This window comes from Pseudooceanicola atlanticus (assembly GCF_000768315.1).
GTDB lineage: Bacteria > Pseudomonadota > Alphaproteobacteria > Rhodobacterales > Rhodobacteraceae > Pseudooceanicola > Pseudooceanicola atlanticus.
This window is the reverse complement of record NZ_AQQX01000001.1, coordinates 501,841-524,349: the sequence shown is the minus strand read 5'-3', so window position 1 is coordinate 524,349 and position 22,509 is coordinate 501,841. Positions and strand designations below refer to the sequence as shown.

Below are 22,509 nucleotides of genomic sequence, written 5' to 3'. Positions count from 1 at the left end.
CCCGACGGGTCAGAAGGAGAGCCTCATGTCCTTTTCCATCGCCGGCAAGACGGCCATCGTCACCGGCTCCGCCAACGGGATCGGGCTTGCCATCGGCAAGCATTTCGTGGACCGCGGCGCGAATGTCATGTTCGCCGATGTCGACGAAGCCGCGCTGGAGCGGGAATTCGGCGCCTCGCCGGACAACGACCAGATCCGGTATTTCGCCGGCGACCTCCGCGAGAAACTGACCATCGCCAACCTGCTGTCCGCGACGCTCGACAATTTCGAACGGGTGGACATCCTGATCAACGCCTCGCGCCAGGTGATCGCCTCGGATCCGCTGAACCCGGATGACGAGGCGGTGGAGACCATGCTGGATCAGAACCTCATGACCTCCCTGCGCCTGAGCCAGACCGTGGCCAAGCGGATGATCAAGCAGGCCGAGGGGCAGACCGAAGGGTCGGCCGGGGCGATCGTGAACCTTTCGTCCATTGCCGCCCGGCGCACCCATCCCGACCTGATGGCGTTTTCCGTGTCGACCGCCGCGTTGGACCAGATGACCCGGTCGCTGGCCGTGGCACTGGCCCCGCACCGGATCCGGGTGAACGCCGTGGCGTTCGGATCGGTCATGAGCGCGAGCCTGAAATCGACCCTGAAGGACAACCGCGAATTCCGCACGGATATCGAGGATCACACGCCCCTGAACCGTATCGCCTCGGCCGGGGAGCTGGCGGAGGCCGCGCAATACCTCGCCTGTGACGCGTCCAGCTTCATGACCGGCCAGATCGTGACCGTGGATGGCGGACGAACGTTGCTTGACCCGGTGGCCGCACCGGCGCACTGACCCGGCCAGCGATGGCGCGGCCCGACGGTCAGGACGCCTCCGGCGGGAGTATTTTTGGCAAGATGAAGGGGGAACGTGGCGTGAGCGATCCGATGGAGCAGCAGAAAACCCGGGCCGCGGACTGGTTCCGCGCTCTGAGGGACGAGATCGTCGCGGCCTTCGAGGGCCTCGAAGATCGCCAGTCGACCGGGCCGCTGTCAGATCAGGCACAGGGCCGGTTCGAGGTGACGCAGACCAGCCGCACCGCCCCCGATGGCGGCGATGCCGGCGGCGGGCTGATGAGCGTGATGCGCGGCGGTCGGGTCTTCGAAAAGGTGGGCGTGAATATCTCGACCGTCTACGGCACGCTGGGCGAAAGGGCGCAGGCCGCGATGGCCGCGCGCAAGGGCCTGCCGGGGATGAAGGACGATCCGCGGTTCTGGGCCAGCGGCATTTCCCTTGTCGCCCACATGCAGAACCCGCATTGCCCCGCCGTTCACATGAACACCCGGATGTTCTGGACCCCCCATGGCTGGTGGTTCGGCGGCGGGTCGGATCTGAACCCCTGCCTCGAATACGACGAGGACACCGCGCATTTCCATGCCGTTCAGAAAGAGCATTGCGACCGCCACGGCGAGGCGCATTACCCGCGACTGAAGGCCTGGGCGGACGAGTATTTCTACATTCCGCATCGTGGCCGCGCCCGGGGCGTGGGCGGCATTTTCGTGGATGATTACTGCACCGGGGACTGGGAGGCGGATTTCGCCTTCATCCAGGATATCGGGCGCGCCTTCCTGCCCGCCTTCGTGCCGTTGATCGACACCCGGCGCGGGATGGCATGGGGAGAGACCGAGAAGGACGCACAACTGGTGCATCGCGGGCTCTATGCCGAATACAACCTCGTCTATGACCGGGGCACGAAGTTCGGGCTGGAAACCGGCCACGATGCGAATGCCGTGCTGATGAGCCTGCCGCCCATGGCCAAGTGGGTCTGAGCGTCCGGAATTTCTGAAACCGCGCCGCTCAGCCGTTGCGGGCGCGGCTCAGTTGCACCTCGATCGACAATTCATAGCTGGTCTCGTCCTCGGTCACTTCGGGACGGGTGCCCAGTTGCGAGGCGAAGGCCTCGATCAATTGCTGGCCGAGGCCGGAACCGGTGGGTTCGTCCTCGTCCCGGCTGGAGATGCGTTCACCCTTGGAATTGGCGACGGCGAAACGGCAGCTTCCTTCGCCGGTATTGATCAGGCGGATTTGGATCCACGGCTTGTTGCGCCCCTCGGGGCGACCGAAATACTTGATCGCGTTGGTGACCGTTTCCGTCGCCAGCAGGGACAGCGGCACGGCCTGGTCGGGGGACAGGATGACCTCTTCGATCTCGATCTCGATATCGGCCTCGCTGCGGTTGGGCAGCGCGCTTTTCAGCACCTGGTCGAGGATGTCCTCAAGCAGTCCGTCGGCGCGCAGATTGGCCAGCCGCGCCGTGTGGTAGAGGTTCGAATGCACGGTGGCGAGGCCCAGAACCCGGTCTTGCACCCGACGCAGGGTGCCGCGGGTTTCGGGTGCCTTGGATTTGCGAATCTCCATGTTGATGATGGAGGCAATAAGCTGGAGGTTGTTCTTGACCCTGTGGTGGACCTCTTTCAGCAGCACGTTCTTTTCGTGCAGGTTGTTTTCCAGCTCTGCGGTGTCGCGGGTGATCCGTTCGACCATCCGGTCGAAGGTTTCTTCCATCTGCACCAGTTCCATCGGCGCGCGCCCCGCGTTGAGGATCCCCGGTTCCTGATGGCTGTAGGTCGCACCGAAGCGGCGCATCTTCTGGCGCAACAGGCGGATATGCCGGATCACAAGGCGATGCACGGCGAAATAGGCCACGATCAGGCTGACCATCCACATCAGCAGCGGGAACGCCATGGCGGAGCGGCTGATCAGGCCATCTTCGCTGGTCGTCACGTCGATGGGCCAGACCGACACGGCAAAGACCACGCCCGGCACGATGGGCGTGACCGAGTAGATCCGCGGCTCTCCGGTCTTGTCGACGGCACGGAAGGAATTGAACTGGCGATAGAGCTGGGAATTCAGGTCACGGAAGGCGGGCAGTCGGTCAGCGGCTGTGGTCAGATCGCCCATCGAGGTCAGGACATGGCCCCGATCGTTGATTGTCACCAGGTCGGTGGGCTGGGTCAGGCCGGAGAATTCGGGCTCGAACCGCGCATTGGCACGCGGCAGCGACAGCGTCACGAAGCCCAGGTAGCGGCCGCCTTCGAACACCGGCTGGCCGATGATCATGATGGATTGCAACGTGACCCGGCCCCGATCCGTGGCGTTCATCAGCGGGCGCGGGTCGTCCTGGAAGTCCTTGAACGTGTCGGAGGCGCGCAGGTCGATGGGCACATCGCGCGAATTGCATCGCGAAATGCCGCTCGGTTCGGTGAAGGTGGCAAGGGTAAAGGCGGGATGCGACCGGATGAAACCACGCATCAGGGCAGAACAGGCCGTGATATCCTCGCGCACGGGAATCAGCGCCCCGCCCAGCACGCGGGCGGAGGCAAAACCTTCGTGGATGAGATCGCTCTGCCGTTCCGTGGCCGTCACGGTCTGACCCAGATAGGCGGAGCGCGTCAGCGCCTCCGCCTTTTCGACCACGGACCGCGTTTGATACAGGGAAATAAGACCAATCGGCAGAAGCGCGATGGACAACATTGCCACGACGCGAACGCCGAGCCTGTCAATGAACCGAAGCCCCACCTGACACCTTTTACATGGATTTCTGCTGCGTGGCCGACATCACCGCCATGGTGGACTGATCCGTCAGCTCCATCGCACCATCCTCGTCGATATTCAACATCTCCGCCAGCCTTGCACGGCCACGATTTGCACGGCTCTTGATCGTGCCTACGGCGCAGCCACACATCTCGGCCGCCTCCTCGTAGGAAAAGCCTGAGGCACCCACCAGCAGCAACGCTTCCCGCTGTTCGTCGGGCAGGGTGATGAAGGCCTTTTCGAAATCCTTCAGGGCAAGGCGACCGTCGTGATCGGGCTTGGTCGCGAGGTTCGCCGAAAAGACGCCGTCAACATCCGCGACTTCACGCCCGGACCGGCGGCGCGCGGAATAGAACGTGTTGCGCAGGATGGTGAACAGCCAGGCCCGCAGGTTCGTGCCAACCTTGAATTTGTCCATGTTCGTCCAGGCCTTGACGATGGTGTCCTGAACGAGGTCATCGGCTTGCGCGGAATTTCGACAGAGGCTCATGGCGAAGGCGCGGAGCGAGGGCAGATGCTCCACAAGCTCCTCACGTGGGTCAGCGCTCATTGAGGGTTATCCCCGCTATCCTGCTGCTTGAGTTGTTCAATCAGCATCTTGAAGCGGTCAGGCAGATCTTCTTCGACCTTTTCCTGAAAGACGCGTTTCAGGTTCTCGTCGATTTGCCGTCTCACGTTGTCATTCTCGCTATCGTGCGCCATCAGCCCTACTACAATTCGTCAGTGTTTTTTTTCGCGTTGCTGGAACCTAACGCGGTTCCGGGTCGTTGGGTTCCCAGAAAGTCGAAAAAAGGTAAGAGAAAAAATGAACCAAACGGTGGGGTCTGAAGACTTTGCAATGAACGTGGCGACAGAGCTGCCGTATCTGCGCCGTTATGCCCGTGCCTTGACCGGTAGTCAGACGTCCGGGGACAATTATGCTGCAGCAACGCTCGAGGCGATGCTGGAGGACCCCGAGCTGGTGGATCGCAATAAATCGACCCGCGTCAGCCTGTTCGGTGCGTTCCACGCGATCTGGACCTCCTCCGGCGCCCCCGTCGCCGTCGAGGAGACCGGTATCGCCGCCAAGGCGCAGGATCACCTTGCCCGCCTCACGCCAAACACGCGCGAGGCGCTGCTGCTGTCGACGATCGAGGAATTCAATTTCGACCAGATCGGCGAGATCATGAAGATCGGCGCGCCCGAGGCCGAAGAGCTGGTCCATATCGCGCAGCGCGAACTGGCCGAAAGCGTCACTGGTCGCGTCATGGTGATCGAGGACGAGGCGATCATCGCCATGGACCTCCAGAGCATCGTGACCGAGATGGGCCACAATGTCACCGGCGTTGCCCGCACCCGGACCGAAGCCGTCGCGCTTGGCAAAGCCGAGAAGCCGGACCTGATTTTCGCCGACATCCAGCTGGCCGACAATTCGTCCGGCATCGACGCGGTGAACGATCTGCTGGAAATCCTGGGCGACGTGCCGGTGATCTTCATCACCGCCTTCCCCGAGCGTCTGCTGACCGGCGAGAAGTCCGAACCGGCCTTCCTGATCACCAAGCCCTACACCGAGGAACAGGTGCGGCTGGCCGCCAGCCAGGCGATGTTCTTCTCCTCGACCGAGACGCTTCAGCACTGATTTCGTCTTTCTCGATGCACAAAGAAACGGGCGGTCCCTCGGGACCGCCCGTATTCGTTTCGTCCTTCAGCATCCGTCACGGAGTGCGGCCGCGCAGCGCGCGAGCGATCATTGCGACGACGAACAGAACCAGGAAGACAACGAACAGGATCTGTGCGACCCCGGCCGACGCGCTGGCGATGCCACCAAAGCCGAACACGGCGGCGATGATCGCGATGATGAAGAAAGTAAGTGCCCAGTAAAGCATTGCTTTTCCTTTCTTATTTCCAAATTACGCTTGGTCATGCGTTCTGGAATATCAACACGCCAGTCGCGAAAACGGTTCCCATGAAAAAAGTTTGAAACCCGTGGAACCAAACCCCGTTTACCGGCGTTGGCTTGGCAGGTGCACCCCAAGCATCTGTCCCTCAAAGATTGGCGGGGGAACCACCGATTTACCTCTTCCCCCGCCGATCTTCCCCCCATCCTCACATGATACACCTGACAGGTCCGACGGAACCTTTCGCCGGCTTCGGCGTTTTCAATCAAACAGATACAGGAGTTTATCATGTTGGAGATTTCTGGCCTCGGCGGCCTTCTGATCCTGGCCCTGGACATCTGGGCGATCGTGTCGATCATCGGTTCCGCCGCTTCCACTGGCAAGAAGGTGCTTTGGGTGCTGCTGGTCCTGATCCTGCCGATCCTGGGCTTCATCATCTGGCTTATTGGCGGCCCGCGCAGTTCAAAAGCGATGGCCTGACACCAGACTTGAACGAGACATCAGGGGCCGCGTCCGCCGGGACGCGGCCTTTTCTTTGTGTTCGCCTTTGCCCTCGGCGTCGATCCGCCTACACTTTTGGGTAAGACCAGCCCGAACGGGCGGATAACGGATCGAAGGTACAAGACACGTGTTCCAGACCGCACGCCATTTCGTGACAGGGGTAGGCTCCGCCATCGCAGAGAAGAACCTCACCCTGATTGCCGCAGGCGTAGCGTTCTACGGCATGCTGGCGCTGTTTCCGGGCCTCGCCGCCGTCATCGCCATCTGGGGCCTGCTGTCTGACCCCCATATCCTGCTGGAACAGCTGCAACTGGTCGATTCCATCCTCCCGGCCGAGGTCACGCGCCTGGTGGAAAGCCAGCTGAACGCGCTGATGAACACCAGCGGGGACAAGCTGGGCTGGGCCGGGATCATCTCGACCATGGTGGCGATATGGTCGGCGCGGTCCGGGGTGGCGGCGCTGATGCTGGGCCTCAACGCGATCCATGGCCGCGACAACCGATCCAGCCTGCGTCACTACCTGACCGCACTGGCGCTGACCATGGCGTTGCTTGGCGTGTCGGTCGTGACCCTATCGGCGGTGGTGATCGTGCCCATCGTGCTGGCCATCGTGCCCCTGGGGCCGATGACCTCGCTGCTGATCGAAGGCTTCCGCTGGGCGGCGGCGATCTTCGTGCTACTCGCCGGGTTGGCGGTGGTCTATCGCTTCGGGCCCAACAATCGCGGCGAGCGGATGAAATGGGTGACGCCGGGCGCCGGCATGGCCGTCATCCTGTGGGCCGTCGCGTCCTACGGGTTCTCGTTCTACCTGAGCAATTTTGCCAATTACAACGAGGTCTACGGATCGATCGGTGCGGCCATCGCGATGCTGATGTGGCTCTTCATCAGCGCGTTCCTGATCCTGCTGGGCGCGGTCGTGAACCTGCAGCTGTCATCACGCCACAGCCTCAACCGCGCGCTCACACAGGGCTGAACGGTCAGCCCCCGCGCACCGTGTCGATCATCAGCTGGACGTTTTCGGGGTCCGCATCCGGCGTGATCCCGTGGCCCAGGTTGAAGATATGCGGGCCGTTGCGGAACGCCTCGACGATCCTGCGGGTCTCGGAGACCAGCGCGTCGCCCCCGGTGACCATGTGCGACGACGCCAGGTTGCCCTGCACGCAGCCATCGACCTGGACATGTTCGGCGGCCCATTCGGGCGCCATGGAGTTGTCCAGCGCGACGCAATCGGCGCCGGTCGCCTTGCCGAACCCGACATAGCGCTCGCCCGCCTCGCGCGGGAAGGCAATGACGGGAATACCCGGGTGGCGGGCCTTGAGCTCCGCGATGATCCGTTTGGCCGGTTCCAGCGCGAAATCGTCGAAATCCTGGCCCTTCAGCGACCCGGCCCAGCTGTCGAACAGCTTGACCACTTCGGCCCCGGCCTCGATCTGGCGCGACAGGTATTCGATCGTGCCGTCCGTCAGCCGGTCGATCAACGCGGAAAAGAGCGCCCGGTTCTCGGCCTTCAGCGCGTGGGCCGGGCCCTGATCCGGGGTGCCGCGCCCGGCGACCATGTAGGTGGCCACGGTCCAGGGCGCGCCGGCGAAACCGATCAGCGTGACTTCTGGCGGCAGTTCCCGCGACAGGATCGATACGGTTTCATAGATCGGCGACAGGACCTCGTGCACATCCGTGGCGGGCTTGAGCGCGTCGAATTCCGCCTGCGTCGTCAGGGTCGACAGACGCGGGCCTTCGCCGGTGACGAACCACAGATCGGCGCCAAGGGCCTGGGGCAGAAGCAGAATATCGGCAAACAGGATCGCCGCGTCGAACCCGTAGCGCCGGATCGGTTGCAACGTCACCTCGGCGGCGAGGTCGGGATTGTAGCACAGCGACAGGAAATCCCCGGCCTCTGCCCGCGTCGCCTTGTATTCCGGCAGATAGCGCCCGGCCTGCCGCATCATCCAGATCGGCGGCACGTCCTGCTTTTCTCCGCGCAGGGCTTTCAGGATCGTCTTGTCGGTCATCTTGGTCCTCCGTCGCCCCCCTCGTCGCCGGGGGGACGTGCGAAGTCAAGTCGGGCCATCTTGTCAGGACAGAAAGCCGCGACTAGACGGGGGGCATGACACTCGACCTGCCCTCCCCCGCCGCGCCGCTGAAGATCGGTACCCGTGGTTCCCCCCTGGCCCTGGCCCAGGCACATGAGACGCGTAACCGCCTGGCCGCGGCCTTCGATCTGCCGCCCGAAGCCTTCGAGGTCACCGTGATCCAGACCACCGGCGACCGCGTGATCGACCGGCCGCTGAAGGAGATCGGCGGCAAGGGGCTGTTCACCCGCGAGATCGAGACCGCGATGCTGCAGGGCGAAATCGACATCGCCGTGCATTCCATGAAGGACATGCCGGTGCTGCAGCCCGAGGGGCTGGTGCTGGATTGCTACCTCCCCCGTGAGGACGAGCGCGACGCTTTCGTGTCCAACGATTTCAAGACGCTGGCAGATGTGCCCGCGGGCTCCAAGGTCGGCACGTCGTCGCTGCGCCGCCGCGCCCAGGTGCTGGTGCGGCGCCCCGATCTGGAAGTCGTCGAATTCCGCGGCAACGTGCAGACACGGCTGAGGAAATTGTCCGATGGCGTGGCCGTTGCGACCTTCCTCGCCATGGCGGGCCTGAACCGCCTGGGCCGCCCCGAGATCGCGCAATCCGCCCTGTCGCCCGACGACATGTTGCCCGCCATCGCGCAGGGCGCCATCGGAATCGAACGGCGCGCCGATGACAGCCGAGTCGCCGAGATGCTGGAGGCAATCCACGACAAGGTCACGGCCGACCGGCTGGCCGCCGAACGCGCCTTCCTGGCCGCGCTGGACGGGTCCTGTGAAACACCGATTGCGGGCCTCGCCGAACTGGATGGCGGAACCCTGCGGCTGCGCGGTGAAATCCTGCGCCCCGACGGGTCGGAACACCTGACCGACGACCGCACCGCGCCGATCGAGGACGGGGCCGCCCTGGGGCGCGAAATGGCCATGGACCTGCTGTCCAAGGTCGAGCCGGGCTTTTTTGATTTCCGCAGCTGAGGCGGCTCAGGTCGCCTCTTCGCAGCGTTCACCCTTGTGGCAGGCCACCACCCGCAGAACGTCGTCGCGGGTCGGGGTGACGAAGAGGTTCGTGGTGCAGGGCTGCGCGTCGATGAAGAAGTCGCCCTCATCGGTCTGGCGGACATAGGCCAGCACCTCTTCTCCAGCAGGCGGGAGGGTCGCGCACCAGGCCGACACGCAGTTCAGAACCACCGTGACGCGTTGCGCGAAGGGTTCGATGAAACCCTCCTGGTTCAGGTAGTTACCGCTGAGATCGGCCTCGAACTCGATCGGCGGATCGCCGTCCTTCCGGCCCAGCGTCACCGCGCCGACCTTGTGGTCGAGCACACCGTTCACCACGACATAGCTTTCCTCGGCCTCGGCCGCGCGCTGGTAGCTGCGCACCGTGTCGGGGACCATGCAGGACAGGGCCTGGGCCTGGGTGGAGAGGGTCGCCAGAAGGGTCAGGGCGAGCGGAATGGTGCGGATCATATCTTTCCTCCCAGCTCCGCCAGCACGGCGCGGTAGACGTCGCGCTTGAACGGAACGATGTTGTCGACCAGCTGATCCGGCGCAAGCCATTGCCATTGCGAGAATTCCGGGTGGTCGGTGGCGATGTTGACGTCGCCGTCACTGCCTTGGAAACGCATGAGGAACCATTTCTGTTCCTGCCCGCGAAACCGCCCCTTCCACAGCTTGGGCACAAGGTCATGCGGCAGGTCATAGGGAACCCAACCCTCTGTTTCCGCGACGATTTCCACCTTGTCTGCGGTCACGCCGGTTTCTTCCCACAACTCGCGGAGCGCGGCCTCGCGGGGGGCTTCGCCCGGATCGACACCGCCCTGGGGCATCTGCCAGGCGGGTCCGGGATTGTCGATGCGCTGGCCGACGAAGACGTGGCCGTCCTGGTTGGCAAGCATGACGCCGACACAGGGGCGATAGGGCAGTTTGGCGATCTCTTCGGGGGTCATCTGGGCTCCTTCCGGTTAGCCTAGATTTGCCCGTGCAAAGCGCAAATCACAAGGTCGGTACGACGTCGGTATCACGTCGGTATTACGTCGGTGCGGGGACGGTATATTTGGCGATACCGGACGATCCCCCTTGAGGGGACACACCTGACACGCGCTGTCCCGCAAGTCGCGAAGGGCAGCGAACGACCCGAGCGGGCGCGCAAAAGTGCAGACCGGAGAGACGGCCGAAACGCCCCCCTCTCCCTCACGCCCAGATCCCCTCGATCTCGGCACGGAGCCAGTCGCGGAAGCGGGCGAAATGGGGCAGTTCGGCGCTGCGTTCGGGGTAGATCAGCGTGTAGGCCTGACCCGTGCGCACATCCCCCGGTGCGGCGAGGGTCAGGTCGCCGCGGGCCAGCGCGGGGCGGGCCAGGATCTCGGGAACGAGCGCAACGCCCAGCCCCCCGATGGCCGCGTCCAGCACCATGTCGAAATGATCGAACCGGGCCCCGCGCAGCGCGCCCCGCGGGTCCAGACCCATGGCGCGGCACCAATCGGGCCAGAGCGTTGGGCGGGTCGATTGCTGCAGGAGCGGCAGGCGCAGCACCTCGTCACGGGATAGGGGTGCGCGGCCGATCAGGGACGGGGCGGCGACGATGGCCAGTTCCTCGTCCAGAAGATGCAGGTGATGCGCGCCGGAGGCCCGGTGATGGGTGCGCTGGATCGCCAGGTCGAAGGGCTCTGCCTCGAAATCCACGGGCGACAGGCGCGCGGCCATGTCGATCGACAGCCCCGGCATCGTCGCCTGGAAGGCCCGCAACCGGGGAATTAGCCAGAGCCGCGCAAAGGTCGGCAGGACGGCCATGCGCAGAACCTGGGCCTGACCGCCGAAGGCCATGACCGACATCGCCGCGTCGTTGAGCCTGTCCAGCAGCGCCTCGGCCTCGCGCAGGAAGGTGCGCCCGGCATCCGACAGGGTCATCCGCTGCCGCGCCCGCACGAAGAGCGCGACCCCCAACCGCGCCTCGAGCCCGGTGATCGACCGGCTGACCGCGCTTTGCGTCAGGCCAAGGCTGCGGGCGGCCTGAATGGTGGTGCCGGCGCGGGCGGTGGCGCAGAAGGCCTCAAGCTCGGCAACGGTTGGGGTATAGCTGTGCCGCATCGGGCGCCCTATGCAAAGAACTCATCAACTTCGGATGATTACTCGTTATCATGGGGCGCATCAATCGGGTAAGGTCGCGTCAAACTCATCAACGGAGACGTATCATGGATGCAGAGAACCGCCCGATCCTGAAGGACAAGGATCGCCCGAACATGTCCAGCTTTAGCTGGGAAGACCCCTTCCTGCTGAACGAACAGCTGGAAGAAGACGAGCGCATGATCGGCGAGTCGGCCCGCGCCTTCTGTGAAGAGCGCCTCGCCCCCCGCGTCGAGAAGATGTACCTCGAAGAAGGTGTCGAGCCCGAGATCTTCGCCGAGATGGGCGAAGCCGGCATGCTGGGCGTCACCGTTCCCGAACAATATGGCGGCCTGGGTTCCGGCTACGTGTCCTACGGGCTGGTCGCCCGCGAGGTCGAGCGCATTGATTCCGGCTTCCGCTCCATGTGCTCGGTGCAGTCGTCGCTGGTGATGTACCCGATCTATGCCTATGGCAGCGAAGAGCAGCGCCAGAAATACCTGCCGAAACTCGCCTCTGGCGAATGGATCGGCTGTTTCGGCCTGACCGAACCCGATGCAGGGTCGGACCCGGCCGGCATGAAGACCCGCGCCAAGAAGACCGAGGGCGGCTACGTCCTGAACGGGTCGAAGATGTGGATTTCGAACTCACCGATCGCCGATGTCTTCGTCGTCTGGGCCAAGTCCGAAGCACATGACGGCGCGATCCGCGGCTTTGTTCTGGAAAAGGGCATGAAGGGCCTGTCCGCGCCGAAGATTGGCGGCAAGCTGTCCCTGCGCGCCTCGATCACCGGGGAAATCGTGCTGGACAACGTGGAAGTCGGCGAAGATGCCCTGCTGCCCCACGTGTCGGGCCTGAAAGGTCCGTTCGGCTGTCTGAACCGTGCCCGCTATGGCATTGCCTGGGGCGTGATGGGCGCCGCCGAGGATTGCTGGACCCAGGCGCGTCAATACGGCCTGGACCGCACCCAGTTCGGCAAGCCGATCGCCGGCACGCAGCTGTACCAGAAGAAACTGGCCGACATGCAGACCGAGATCACGCTGGGCCTGCAGGCCGCACTGCGCGTGGGTCGCCTGTTCGACGAAGCCAAGGCCGCGCCGGAGATGGTGTCGCTGATCAAGCGCAACAATTGCGGCAAGGCGCTGGATATCGCCCGCATCGCGCGCGACATGCATGGCGGCAACGGCATCCAGATCGAGTACAAGGTGATGCGCCATGCCGCCAACCTTGAAACCGTGAACACCTATGAAGGCACCCATGACGTGCACGCCCTGATCCTGGGCCGTGCGCAGACCGGCCTGCAGGCGTTCTTCTGAGACAGCGGTGAATTGCCGGCGGGGGTGGTGTGACCCCTCTGCCGCTCTTATCTAATGCGATGAACGAAGGGGGCGCGTTTCGTGCCCCCTTTGCATGCGAGGAGGACCCCATGTTTTCACACGCAACCGTGGCGGTCGAAAATTTCGACCGGGCCGTGGGTTTCTACGGCAAGCTGCTGCCCGAGATCGGGCTGATGCGGAGCTTTTACGACCCCGAGAACAGCATGGCGAGCTTCCGCAAACCGGACCAGCCGCGACCGTTGTTCTTCGTCACCCTGCCCTTTGAGGGCGAGGCGCTGCCGGGGAACGGGCCGATGATCGCCTTCCTCTGCGATGACCGACCGATGGTCGACGCGGTCCATGCCAAGGCGCTGGAACTGGGCGGCACGGATGAGGGCGAACCGGGCGAGCGGCCCGATTACCACCCGCATTTCTACGGCTGCTATGTGCGCGATACCGAGGGCAACAAGATCTGCTTTGTCTGCCACGACCCGGTCTGAGGGAAACCGCTGCTGGTGCCGCTTCGATGCGCCTGATCCTGACGAAAGTTGCTCAATCCTCCTGCCGGTCTGGCTAAGCGCCTGGGAGGAAGTTTTCGGCAAGGGCAGCGCCGCCCTTGGGGGGCGGGTCGGCGCTGCCCGGCGTGCCGCCGGGCGGGACGCCCAAATATAGGCGCGGGGGCCAGCATCAAATCTAGTTGGCTGGCCGACCGCCGCCCTCAGGCCGTCATCGTCGCGGCGGCGAGGAGCTGTTGGGTATAGGGGTGGCTGGGGGCGTCGAAGATCTGTTCGGCGGTGCCGACCTCGACCACGTCGCCCTGTTTCATCACCATGACCCGGTGCGACATCGCTCGGACCACGTTCAGGTCGTGCGAGATGAAGAGATAGGCCAGCCCGTATTTCTGCTGAAGATCGCGCAGCAATTCGACGATCTGCACCTGCACCGTCATGTCCAGCGCCGAGGTCGGTTCGTCCAGCACAAGCAGCTTGGGCCGCAGGATCATCGCGCGGGCGATGGCGATGCGCTGGCGCTGGCCGCCGGAGAATTCGTGCGGGTAGCGGTCCATCGTCTCGGGGTTCAGTCCGACCTCGACCATCACCTCGGCCACGAGGTCGCGGGTGGGTTTGGAGGTGGGCAGCTTGTGGACCGTCAGCCCCTCCGCGATGATCTGGGCGCAGGTCATCCGGGGCGAGAGGGACCCGAAGGGATCCTGGAAGACGATCTGCATCTCGGACCGCTTGTTGCGCAGCTGCCGGGTGGACCAGGCATGCACGTCTTCGCCATCGAAACGGACTATGCCCTTGGACTGGATCAGCCGCATGATGGCCAGCGCCAGCGTCGTCTTGCCGGAGCCGGATTCCCCCACGATACCAAGGGTTTCGCCCGCATGGACGCGGATCGTCGCCTCGTTCACGGCCTTGACGTGGCCCACCGTGCGCTTGAAGAGACCACGCTGGATCGGGAACCAGATGCGCAGCTGATCGGTCTCGGCCACGATGGGGGCGTCCTCGGACGCGGCAAGCGGCGCGCCGGTGGCGTGGGCCGCCAGAAGTTTCTGCGTATAGGGGTGCCGGGGGTTGGCAAAGATCTCGGCCGTGGGGCCGGTTTCCACGATCTCGCCATCCTTCATCACGCAGACCCGGTCGGCGATCTTGCGCACGATATTCAGGTCATGGGTGATGAAGAGCATCCCCATCCCCTCTTCGGCCTTCAGCTCGGCCAGCAGTTCGAGGATCTGGGCCTGGATCGTCACGTCGAGCGCGGTGGTTGGTTCGTCGGCAATCAGCAGCTCCGGCCGGTTGGCCAGCGCCATGGCGATCATCACGCGCTGCCGCTGCCCGCCGGACAATTGGTGCGGATAGGAGGTCAGACGGCTTTCCGCGTCGCGGATGCCGACCTTTTCCAGCAATTCGACGATGCGGGCGCGGACGGCTTCGCCGCGCAGGCCCTGGTGCAGTTCGATGGATTCCGCCAGCTGCTTTTCCAGCGTGTGCAGCGGGTTGAGCGATGTCATCGGCTCCTGGAAAATGAAGGAGATGTCGTTGCCGCGCACCTGCATCAGCTTGGCCCGCGACACGCCGATCATCTCTTCGCCCTTGAAGGTGACGGAGCCCTCGACATGGGCATTGTCGCCCAGCAACTGCACGGTCGACAGGGCGGACACGGATTTGCCGGACCCGGATTCGCCCACCAGCGCGACGGTTTCGCCCTTGTCGACATGGAAGGACACGCCCCGGACCGCGGGGATCAACTGGCCGTCCTGCTTGAAGGACACCTTGAGGTTCTTGACGTCGAGCATCACGGATCCGGTCATTGGAACGTCTTTCTCGGGTCGAAGGCATCGCGGACACCTTCGAAGATGAAGACGAGCAGCGACAGCATGATGGCGAAGACGAAGAAGGCGGTGAAGCCCAGCCACGGCGCCTGCAGGTTCTGTTTCGCCTGAAGGGTCATTTCCCCCAGCGACGGCGACGATGACGGCAGGCCGTAGCCCAGGAAGTCGAGCGAGGCGAGCGAGCCGATCGTGCCGGTCACGATGAAGGGCAGCATGGTCAGCGTGGCGACCATGGCGTTGGGCAGCATGTGGCGGAACATGATGGTCATGTTGGACACGCCGAGCGCCCGGGCCGCGCGGACATATTCCAGGTTGCGGGCGCGCAGGAATTCCGCGCGCACCACGCCCACCAGCGCGGTCCAGCCGAAGGCCACCATCAGGAAGACAAGCAACCAGAAGCCGCGCCCGAGGATCGCGAAGAGGATGATGATGACATAAAGCTGCGGCACGCCCTGCCATATCTCGATCACCCGCTGGAAGATCAGGTCGAGCCGCCCTCCGAAGAAGCCCTGGATGGCCCCGGCAAAGACCCCGATCAGCGACGCACAGGTGGTTACGATGATGGTAAAGACGATGGATAGCCGGAAACCGTAGATCGCACGCGCCAGCACGTCGCGCTTGGTGTCGTCGGTGCCCAGCAGGTTGGCGCCGCGCTGATCCGGGGGCAGCAGGCCCCAGCGATCCTCGCCCGCGTCATCGGTATAGGAGCCGATCACGTTCGGCGGCAGCGGGGCCGCGCCCGACCGTTCGACCGGCGTGTCGTAGGCATAGGGAATGATCGGCCAGAGCGCCCAGCCCTTTTCGATCGGCTCGCCCTCGATCATGCCGTCCTGAGCGTCTTCGATATAGCCCTCGGGGTCGTCAAAGCAGAGGTCCAGCCCGCCGGTTTCGATCAGGCAGCGGACCTCGGGGTCGCGATAGATCGCCTCGGTCCGGAAATCGCCCCCGAAGGTCGTCTCGGGGTAGAACTGGAAGGTGGGGAAGTAGAACTCGCCCCGGTACTGGACCAGGAAGGGTTTGTCGTTGGCGATGAATTCGGCGAACAGCGACAGGCCGAAGAGGATCGTGAAGATGATCAGCGACCAGAAGGCCCGGCCGTTGCGGCGGAAATTGCGCCAGCGACGCTTGTTCAGCGGCGACAATTCCCAGCGTGAGGTCTTGGCCGACGGGGCGACGGGCGGCGGGGCGTCCTGGCCTGGCATCCGTTCGGGCATCGGATCGGTGGCGGAATGGGTCATGGCTCAGCCCTCCCGCTTTTCGAAGTCGATCCGGGGGTCGACGAAGACATACATCAGGTCCGACAGGATCCCCACGACCAGCCCGATCAGGCCGAAGACGAAGAGCGATCCGAAGATGATCGGGTAATCCCGCGCCACCGCGGCCTCGTAGCCCAGCCGTCCCAGCCCCTCGAGCGAGAAGAGCGTTTCGATGATGATCGAGCCGCCGAAGAAGACCCCGATGAACACCGCCGGGAAGCCTGCGATCACGATCAGCATCGCGTTGCGGAAGACGTGGCCATAGAGCACCCGGCGTTCGCTGAGGCCCTTGGCCCGCGCGGTCATCACGTAGTGTTTCTTGATCTCGTCCAGGAAGGAGTTCTTGGTCAGCAGCGTCAGTGTCGCGAAGCTGGAAATCGTCGAGGCGATGACCGGCAGCGTGATGTGCCAGGCATAGTCCACGATCTGCCCCCAGAGCGTCAGTTGGTCGAAATTGTCCGAGGTCAGGCCGCGTAGCGGGAAGATGCGGTAGTAGGAGCCACCGGCAAACAGCACCAGCAGCAGGATCGCGAAAAGGAAGCCGGGGATCGCGTAGGCCGCGATGATCAGGCCCGAGGTCCAGGTGTCGAACCGCGACCCGTCGCGCACCGCCTTGCGGATGCCCAGCGGGATCGAGATCAGGTAGGCGATCAGCGTGGACCACAGGCCCAGCGAAATGGAGACCGGCAGACGTTCGATCACCAGGTCGATCACGTCGGCCTTGCGGAAGTAGCTTTCGCCGAAATCGAGGCGCAGGTAATTGCCCATCATGGTCAGGAACCGTTCGACGGGCGGCTTGTCGAAGCCGAATTCCCGCTCGAGCTGGGCGATGAATTCGGGCGGCAGGCCACGCGCCCCGGCGTAATCCCCCTGGACGGAGGCGCCGGTGTCTTCCAGCCCCAGTTCGGAACCGGAGCCGGCAAAGCTGCCGAACACGTCGCCCTGCCCCTGCTGCTGGGCGATGATCTGTTCGATCGGCCCGCCGGGGACAAACTGCACGAGGGCAAAGTTGATCACCATGATCCCCAACAGGGTCGGGATGACCAGCAGAAGTCTTCTCAGGATATATGCGCCCATGAAGGGGGGTTACCTCAACGCGCCGGCGGCTTTCAACTCTTCGGCCTTATCGGGGTTCACCCACCAGAAGTCCATCTCTCCGACGGCGAAGGGCGGCATGTCCACGGGGTGTTCGTACATGTCGAAATAGGCGAGCCAGTTGTCCGACTTGTAATAGGCCGGGACGATGAAGAATTCGTACCGCAGCGCCCGGTCGAGCGCCTTGAGCGCGGTGGTTTCCTCGTCCTTGGTTTCGGCAAAGAGTGCGGTCTCGATCAGCGTGTCGATCAGCGGGCTTGCGATGCCTGCGGGGTTGAAGACGGACACCGCCGCCTGTTCGGAGCCATAAAGCTGCATCAGGCCGGTGCCCGCGCCCAGGAAGGTGCGGTAGCCGTCGAAGACGATGTCGTAATCGCGGTCCCGGCGGCGCAGGGTGTACTGGCTGGGGTCGACCTTCTGCACCTCGGCGTTCACGCCCATCTGCTGAAGGTTCTGCACGTAGGTGCCGATCAGGCTTTCCATGGTCGGCGACCCGGAGGAGTTGATCGGGATGACGATGTCCAGCGTCTCGCCGGCGTCGTTGCGGCGCATGCCGCTGTCATCGACGGTCCAGCCGGCCTCGTCCAGCAGGCGCATGGCCTGGCGCAGGTTGCCACGGTCCACCACGCGCGTCGCGGAGGAGGTATGCGAGGTGCGCACGGGTTCGGTCAGCATCTCCTCGGGGACGAGGTCGCCCAGGGATTGCAGCAGCTCGAGCTCGGCCCCTTCGGGCAGGTCGCGGGCATGTTGCACGGTGTCCTGGAAGAACGACTCGCGCTGGCTGAACAGGCCGTATTGAAGCGACTCGTTGGACCATTCGAAGTTGTAGCCAAGCGCCAGCGCTTCGCGGATGCGCTTGTCGGCGAATTTCTCGCGGTCGAGGTTGAAGACGAAGCCCACATTGGTCGGCGGGTTGCCGTCGGGGATTTCCTCTTTCACGACATAGCCGTTTTCCATGGCCGGGAAGTCGTAGCCCGTGGACCATTGCTTGGAATTGGTTTCGTTGCGGAAGGTGTATTCGCCGGCCTTGAACGCCTCGAAGGCGGCGGTTTCATCGGCGAAATATTCCACCCGGATCGTATCGAAGTTGTGCCGCCCGACATTGATGGGCAGGTCCTTGCCCCAGTAATCGGGGTTGCGCTTGTAGACGATGCGCCGGTTGATGTCGTAGCTGTCGACCATGTAGGGGCCCGAGCCCGGAGAGGTCTCCATCCGTGGTTCGTCCAGCCGGGCGCCGGTTTCCTCGAACCAATCCTTTGAAAACACGTCGACCGCGCCGACCTGCGAGATCAGCGACCGGCGCGAGATATCGGGCGCGAAGGTGAATTTGACCGTGTGCTCGTCGATCACCTCGGCCCCGGTCACGCGCTGCTTGACCGCGTTGGCATAGGAGGGAAGCCCCTGTTCCAGGAACAGGTTGTGAGAGAACACCACGTCTTCGGCGGTGACCGGCGTGCCATCGGAAAACCGGGCTTCGGGACGCAGGTGGAAGATCACCCAGGTCTTGCCCTCGTCATATTCCAGCGTCTCGCAAAGCAGGCAGTAGGAGGCCGCGTATTCATCCGCCGGGGCGTTCCCGTCCAGCAGGGTCTCATACATCATCGAGGCCAGCGCGCCGGCCCGGCCCTTGCGGGAATAGGGGTTCATGCTGTCGAAGGTGCCGGACGCGTCGATCGCGAACTCGCCGCCCTTGGGCGCGTCGGGATTGACGTAGTTGAAATGCTCGAAATCCGCCGGGTATTCCAGTTCGCCGTAGAAATTGTAGCCATGCGAGGTGATGACGTTTTCGCCATCCATCGCAGCATCGGTCGCACCGGCCTCTGCGTGGCTTTCGGCCTTGAGCGCCGTGCCCATGGCCAGGGCGGTCAGAACGCCAAGGGCCAGCATGGCGGCGCGGCGTCCGGTCTGCGGACGGTGGCGGGCGATGCTTCGTGTGCGGGCTGCGGGCATTCGGGAAATCCTCCGGGGTTTCGGGTAGGTCGCTACCTGTCAGGTAAGGTAAAAGCGGCGCGCGACCACATTCAAGTTGAGAATGCGTGAGAACCACGTGAAGGCGGGCGGCGACCCGCCGGTGCCCCGCGAATGCAGATGAAACTTGCGCTTGGCCCGGCCCTGCGGCAGGTCTGGCGCGTGAAGAGCCCTCGTTTTCTCCTCGACAATCTGCCGTTCCTCGCCGCGGGCGGGCTGCTGACCTTTCTGTCGAGCTTTGGCCAGACCTTCTTCATCTCGATCTTTTCCGGCGAAATCCGCAGCGCCTTTGGCCTGAGCCACGGCGAATGGGGCGGCATCTACATGATCGGCACCGGGGCCTCGGCGGTGATCATGGTCTGGGCGGGCGGCCTGACCGACCTGTTCCGGGTACGCCGGATCGGGCCGGTGGTGATCCTTGGGCTGGGGGTGGCCTGCCTGTGCATGGCGTTCAACCCCTGGGCGGCCGCGCTGCCGCTGGTGATCCTGATGCTGCGGTTCTTCGGCCAGGGGATGGCCAGCCACCTGGCCGTGGTGGCGATGACCCGCTGGTTCGTCGCCGCACGGGGGCGGGCGCTGTCGCTTGCGGCGCTTGGCTTCTCGCTGGGCGAGGCGGTGTTCCCGATCCTCTTCGCGTCATTGCTGACGACGCTGGACTGGCGGCTGCTATGGGTGGCGGGGGCGGTGATGTGTCTTCTGGGCGCGGCGGTGCTGGCCGCGCTGCTGGCGCAGGAACGGACCCCGCAATCCCACGCCGCGCAGGATCACGGGCTGGGCATGGGCGCGCGTCATTGGCGCCGGGCCGAGGCGCTGCGCGATCCGCTGTTCTGGCTGATGGTGCCGGCGATGCTGGGGCCGGGCGCCTTTGCGACGGCCTTCTTTTTTCACCAGGTGCACCTGGCCGACATCAAGGGCTGGAGCCACGTGGAGCTGGTGGCGCTGTTCCCGCTCTTCACCCTGGCCACGATCGCCGCGATGCTGGTGATCGGCTGGGCGCAGGACCGGCTGGGCACGGTGCGGCTGATGCCGTTCTACCAGGTGCCGATCCTGCTGGCCTTCCTGGTCTTCGCAGGCGCGGGCAGCCTGTGGACCATGGCCGCTGGGGTGATCCTGCTGGCGATGACGACCGGCGCCAACGCGACCCTGCCCAACGCCTTCTGGGCCGAGGTCTATGGCACCGCGCATATCGGGTCGATCAAGGCCGCCGTCGCCGCCGTCATGGTGCTGGGATCGGCCATCGGCCCCGGCGTGACCGGCGCGCTGATCGACGCAGGGCTGGGGCTGGAGCGGCAGTTCGTGCTGATCGCGGGGTATTTCGCGCTGACGATCGGGATGATCACCCTGGCCGCCTGGCGGGCGGCGGCGGGGCTGCGCGGCTAGGCAGTGCCGGGCCCGAACGCAAAAACGGGGACCCGAGGGCCCCCGCTTCGCTAACTTGTCTATCAGTCGGAGTGTCCGGCCGAATTACTCGGTGATCGACTGCAGGTAGGCGATCACGTCGGCGCGATCCTCAACCTTGCGCAGGCCCGAGAAGGTCATCTTGGTGCCGTTGGCAAAGCCACGCGGGTTTTCCAGGAAGCCGTTCAGGTTTTCCGGGGTCCAGGTTTCCGCAACCGCCGCCATGGCGCCGGAATAGGCGAAACCGTCGACAGAGCCCACGGCGCGGTTCACGACACCGTCGAGGTGCGGGCCGGTCGCGTTGGAGCCGTCGATCTTGTGGCAGGCCTTGCACTTGCCGAAGACGCGTGCACCGCTTTCGACATCGGCAGAGGCCAGCACGGTTGCGAAATCGGGGCCTTCTTCTTCTGCGGCGCCCGAATCGTCCTCACCGGTTTCGATGACATAGGCCTGTGCGTGTTCGCCGCCGTGGCCACCGCCGGTGGAATAGAGTTCCTCGGCAACCCAGTTGCCCAGAAGGAAGACCAGCAGAGAGCCGCAGAAGGCGCCGCCGATCTTGGTCAGTGTCATGGTATCAAACATGTCGAATGCCGCGTCCCTGATGTTTCGTCAGTCGTTCGGCGCGTATCTATATGCTTCCCCTCCCCCGACGCAAGGTGTAGTTACCGCGACCAATCGCCCGATGCCCCGGTGCCGAAGGAAAGACAATGACCAGACCACGTATCGCATTCCAGGGTGAGCTTGGCGCTTACTCTCACGAAGCCTGCGCCGCAGCGCGCCCCGATCACGAGGCCCTGCCCTGCGGAACCTTCGAGGATGCGATCAACGCGGTGCGCTCGGGCGAGGCCGACCTGGCGATGCTGCCGGTGGAAAATTCGACCTATGGGCGGGTCGCGGACATCCATTCGTTGCTGCCGAATTCCGGCCTGCACATCATCGAGGAACACTTCGTCCGCGTGCGGATCAGCCTTATGGCCATGCCCGGCGTGGCGCTGGAGGACATCACGAAGGTCCGCGCCCACCTGGTGCTGCTGCCGCAGGCGCGCAGCTTTCTCAAGGCGAACGGCATCGCGGCGGAAACTGCCGCCGACAGCGCCGGGGCCGCGGCCGACCTGGCGGCCAGCGGGGACCTGACCCAGGGCGTGCTGGCCAGCGAGATGTGCGCCGAGATCTACGGGCTGAACATCCTGGCCAGCGACATCGAGGATCACGGGCACAACACGACCCGCTTCCTGCTGATGTCACGCGAACCTGATTTCACCCGTCGCGGGGATCACGGCATGTTGACCACCTTCGTCTTCGAGGTCCGCAACATCCCCGCCGCGCTTTACAAGGCCATGGGCGGGTTTGCGACGAACGGCGTGAACATGACCAAGCTGGAAAGCTACATGGTCGGCGGGTCCTTCACCGCGACGCAGTTCTATTCGGATATCGAGGGGCATCCCGACGATCCGAACGTGAAGCTGGCGCTGGACGAGTTGGGCTACTTCACCCAGATGACCGAGATCCTGGGCGTCTACCCGGCGGATGCGCAGCGCCGCTGATCGCGGCACGGCCCCCCGTGGCCCGGTGTGACCTGACGTGGCCTAGCCGTCGCGGCCCGGTTCGGTCGGATCGCTGGAAAACAGCGCGATCTTGTTGCCCTGCGGATCCCGCAGGTAGCCGACATAGAAATGCGGGCCATAGGCATCGCGAAAACCCGGCGGGCCTTCATCGCTCCCTCCCGCAGCAAGCGCCGCGGCGTGCAGATCGCGCACCTGGGCCTGGTTGCGGGCCTCGAAGGCGACCATGGCGCCGTTCCCGGCGCTGGCCGGGCGACCGTCGAAGGTCGGTTTGACGTAGTAATCGGGCAGGACCGGCGCCTGCCCCGGCGCGACGGGCAGGACGTAGCTGAGCCCCTCCGCCCCTTCCGTCACCGCATAGCCGAGGGCGGGCAGGACCGCGTCGTAGAAGCGCCTGGCGGCTGCGATATCGTCGGCCCCGACCGTAACATAGGCGATCATCAGACACCTCCGCTGG

At 64.4% G+C, this 22,509-nt stretch carries 24 protein-coding genes; 10 read left to right on the top strand and 14 right to left on the bottom strand.

Annotated elements, in window-relative coordinates; genetic code table 11:
* Nucleotides 1-25 precede the first annotated feature (25 nt).
* Both ATO9_RS02585 and hemF read left to right on the top strand, forming a co-directional pair.
* Nucleotides 26-826 carry an SDR family NAD(P)-dependent oxidoreductase gene (locus ATO9_RS02585; protein WP_043744601.1) on the top strand — a complete coding sequence of 267 codons (801 nt, stop codon included), beginning with the start codon at nucleotides 26-28 and terminating at the stop codon, nucleotides 824-826.
* A 92-nt stretch (nucleotides 827-918) separates the two neighbouring features.
* Nucleotides 919-1,800 (top strand): oxygen-dependent coproporphyrinogen oxidase, encoded by an 882-nt coding sequence (gene hemF / locus ATO9_RS02580; RefSeq protein WP_156127791.1) that lies wholly within the window; start codon nucleotides 919-921, stop codon nucleotides 1,798-1,800.
* Between the two features lie 28 nt (nucleotides 1,801-1,828).
* Here hemF and ATO9_RS02575 read toward each other — a convergent pair whose 3' ends face one another.
* From ATO9_RS02575 to ATO9_RS02565, 3 genes are read right to left on the bottom strand one after another with little or no spacing between them, the layout of a single operon-like run.
* On the bottom strand, nucleotides 1,829-3,505 hold the full coding sequence (locus ATO9_RS02575; protein WP_052418044.1) for a sensor histidine kinase: 1,677 nt from the start codon (nucleotides 3,503-3,505) through the stop codon (nucleotides 1,829-1,831).
* Between the two features lie 55 nt (nucleotides 3,506-3,560).
* Nucleotides 3,561-4,115, bottom strand: coding sequence for an RNA polymerase sigma factor (locus tag ATO9_RS02570; protein WP_043744600.1), 555 nt, complete (start codon nucleotides 4,113-4,115; stop codon nucleotides 3,561-3,563).
* Nucleotides 4,112-4,267 (bottom strand): NepR family anti-sigma factor, encoded by a 156-nt coding sequence (locus tag ATO9_RS02565; RefSeq protein WP_043744598.1) that lies wholly within the window; start codon nucleotides 4,265-4,267, stop codon nucleotides 4,112-4,114. The genes ATO9_RS02570 and ATO9_RS02565 overlap by 4 nt, the downstream gene beginning before the upstream one ends.
* Nucleotides 4,268-4,370: 103 nt before the next feature.
* Between ATO9_RS02565 and ATO9_RS02560 the strand changes: the two genes are divergently transcribed.
* Nucleotides 4,371-5,183 (top strand): response regulator, encoded by an 813-nt coding sequence (locus ATO9_RS02560; protein ID WP_043744593.1) that lies wholly within the window; start codon nucleotides 4,371-4,373, stop codon nucleotides 5,181-5,183.
* 76 nt (nucleotides 5,184-5,259) lie between these two features.
* Here ATO9_RS02560 and ATO9_RS23800 read toward each other — a convergent pair whose 3' ends face one another.
* Nucleotides 5,260-5,430 (bottom strand): DUF1328 domain-containing protein, encoded by a 171-nt coding sequence (locus ATO9_RS23800; protein ID WP_043744591.1) that lies wholly within the window; start codon nucleotides 5,428-5,430, stop codon nucleotides 5,260-5,262.
* A gap of 300 nt (nucleotides 5,431-5,730) precedes the next feature.
* On the opposite strand from ATO9_RS23800, the gene ATO9_RS02550 reads away from it, so the two are divergent.
* Entirely contained in the window at nucleotides 5,731-5,922 is a 192-nt protein-coding gene (locus ATO9_RS02550; RefSeq protein WP_043744589.1) for a PLDc N-terminal domain-containing protein, read from the top strand.
* A gap of 148 nt (nucleotides 5,923-6,070) precedes the next feature.
* Nucleotides 6,071-6,916 (top strand): YihY/virulence factor BrkB family protein, encoded by an 846-nt coding sequence (locus ATO9_RS02545; RefSeq protein WP_052418043.1) that lies wholly within the window; start codon nucleotides 6,071-6,073, stop codon nucleotides 6,914-6,916.
* A 4-nt stretch (nucleotides 6,917-6,920) separates the two neighbouring features.
* Here the strand turns inward: ATO9_RS02545 and hemE are convergent, their stop codons facing one another.
* The gene (gene hemE / locus ATO9_RS02540; protein ID WP_043744586.1) at nucleotides 6,921-7,952 is read right to left on the bottom strand and encodes a uroporphyrinogen decarboxylase; all 1,032 of its coding nucleotides are present in this window, start codon (nucleotides 7,950-7,952) and stop codon (nucleotides 6,921-6,923) included.
* Between the two features lie 95 nt (nucleotides 7,953-8,047).
* Here hemE and hemC point away from each other — a divergent pair, with 95 nt between their 5' ends.
* Nucleotides 8,048-8,995 (top strand): hydroxymethylbilane synthase, encoded by a 948-nt coding sequence (hemC, locus tag ATO9_RS02535; RefSeq protein ID WP_043744585.1) that lies wholly within the window; start codon nucleotides 8,048-8,050, stop codon nucleotides 8,993-8,995.
* 6 nt (nucleotides 8,996-9,001) lie between these two features.
* Here the strand turns inward: hemC and ATO9_RS02530 are convergent, their stop codons facing one another.
* The 3 genes from ATO9_RS02530 to ATO9_RS02520 all read right to left on the bottom strand — a co-directional run bounded on the left by ATO9_RS02530 (nucleotide 9,002) and on the right by ATO9_RS02520 (nucleotide 11,107).
* Nucleotides 9,002-9,487: a hypothetical protein gene (locus ATO9_RS02530; protein ID WP_043744584.1), complete on the bottom strand. Its 486-nt coding sequence runs from the start codon at nucleotides 9,485-9,487 to the stop codon at nucleotides 9,002-9,004.
* Entirely contained in the window at nucleotides 9,484-9,966 is a 483-nt protein-coding gene (locus ATO9_RS02525; RefSeq protein WP_043744582.1) for an RNA pyrophosphohydrolase, read from the bottom strand. Before ATO9_RS02525 ends, ATO9_RS02530 begins: the two co-directional genes overlap by 4 nt.
* A 244-nt stretch (nucleotides 9,967-10,210) precedes the next feature.
* Nucleotides 10,211-11,107, bottom strand: a complete 897-nt coding sequence (locus ATO9_RS02520; protein ID WP_043744580.1) for a LysR substrate-binding domain-containing protein — start codon at nucleotides 11,105-11,107, stop codon at nucleotides 10,211-10,213.
* 104 nt (nucleotides 11,108-11,211) lie between these two features.
* Here ATO9_RS02520 and ATO9_RS02515 point away from each other — a divergent pair, with 104 nt between their 5' ends.
* Entirely contained in the window at nucleotides 11,212-12,438 is a 1,227-nt protein-coding gene (locus ATO9_RS02515) for an acyl-CoA dehydrogenase (protein ID WP_043744578.1), read from the top strand.
* Between the two features lie 110 nt (nucleotides 12,439-12,548).
* On the top strand, nucleotides 12,549-12,938 hold the full coding sequence (locus tag ATO9_RS02510; protein ID WP_043744576.1) for a VOC family protein: 390 nt from the start codon (nucleotides 12,549-12,551) through the stop codon (nucleotides 12,936-12,938).
* Between the two features lie 218 nt (nucleotides 12,939-13,156).
* Here the strand turns inward: ATO9_RS02510 and ATO9_RS02505 are convergent, their stop codons facing one another.
* The 4 genes from ATO9_RS02505 to ATO9_RS02490 are packed head-to-tail and all read right to left on the bottom strand — an operon-like array spanning nucleotide 13,157 to nucleotide 19,074.
* Nucleotides 13,157-14,752: an ABC transporter ATP-binding protein gene (locus tag ATO9_RS02505; protein ID WP_052418042.1), complete on the bottom strand. Its 1,596-nt coding sequence runs from the start codon at nucleotides 14,750-14,752 to the stop codon at nucleotides 13,157-13,159.
* Nucleotides 14,749-15,975: an ABC transporter permease gene (locus ATO9_RS02500; RefSeq protein WP_052418103.1), complete on the bottom strand. Its 1,227-nt coding sequence runs from the start codon at nucleotides 15,973-15,975 to the stop codon at nucleotides 14,749-14,751. The genes ATO9_RS02505 and ATO9_RS02500 overlap by 4 nt, the downstream gene beginning before the upstream one ends.
* 39 nt (nucleotides 15,976-16,014) lie before the next feature.
* Nucleotides 16,015-17,106: a microcin C ABC transporter permease YejB gene (locus tag ATO9_RS02495; RefSeq protein ID WP_043744573.1), complete on the bottom strand. Its 1,092-nt coding sequence runs from the start codon at nucleotides 17,104-17,106 to the stop codon at nucleotides 16,015-16,017.
* 9 nt (nucleotides 17,107-17,115) lie between these two features.
* A complete protein-coding gene (locus tag ATO9_RS02490; protein WP_043744571.1) occupies nucleotides 17,116-19,074 on the bottom strand; it encodes an extracellular solute-binding protein in 1,959 nt (652 codons plus the stop codon).
* 138 nt (nucleotides 19,075-19,212) lie between these two features.
* Here ATO9_RS02490 and ATO9_RS02485 point away from each other — a divergent pair, with 138 nt between their 5' ends.
* Nucleotides 19,213-20,472: an MFS transporter gene (locus tag ATO9_RS02485; RefSeq protein WP_052418102.1), complete on the top strand. Its 1,260-nt coding sequence runs from the start codon at nucleotides 19,213-19,215 to the stop codon at nucleotides 20,470-20,472.
* A gap of 84 nt (nucleotides 20,473-20,556) precedes the next feature.
* On the opposite strand, the gene ATO9_RS02480 is transcribed toward ATO9_RS02485, so the two are convergent.
* On the bottom strand, nucleotides 20,557-21,072 hold the full coding sequence (locus ATO9_RS02480; protein WP_043744567.1) for a c-type cytochrome: 516 nt from the start codon (nucleotides 21,070-21,072) through the stop codon (nucleotides 20,557-20,559).
* 125 nt (nucleotides 21,073-21,197) lie between these two features.
* Between ATO9_RS02480 and ATO9_RS02475 the strand changes: the two genes are divergently transcribed.
* Nucleotides 21,198-22,034, top strand: coding sequence for a prephenate dehydratase (locus ATO9_RS02475; RefSeq protein ID WP_043744564.1), 837 nt, complete (start codon nucleotides 21,198-21,200; stop codon nucleotides 22,032-22,034).
* 42 nt (nucleotides 22,035-22,076) lie between these two features.
* On the opposite strand, the gene ATO9_RS02470 is transcribed toward ATO9_RS02475, so the two are convergent.
* Nucleotides 22,077-22,493, bottom strand: a complete 417-nt coding sequence (locus tag ATO9_RS02470; protein ID WP_043744561.1) for a VOC family protein — start codon at nucleotides 22,491-22,493, stop codon at nucleotides 22,077-22,079.
* Between the last annotated feature and the right edge of the window lie 16 nt (nucleotides 22,494-22,509).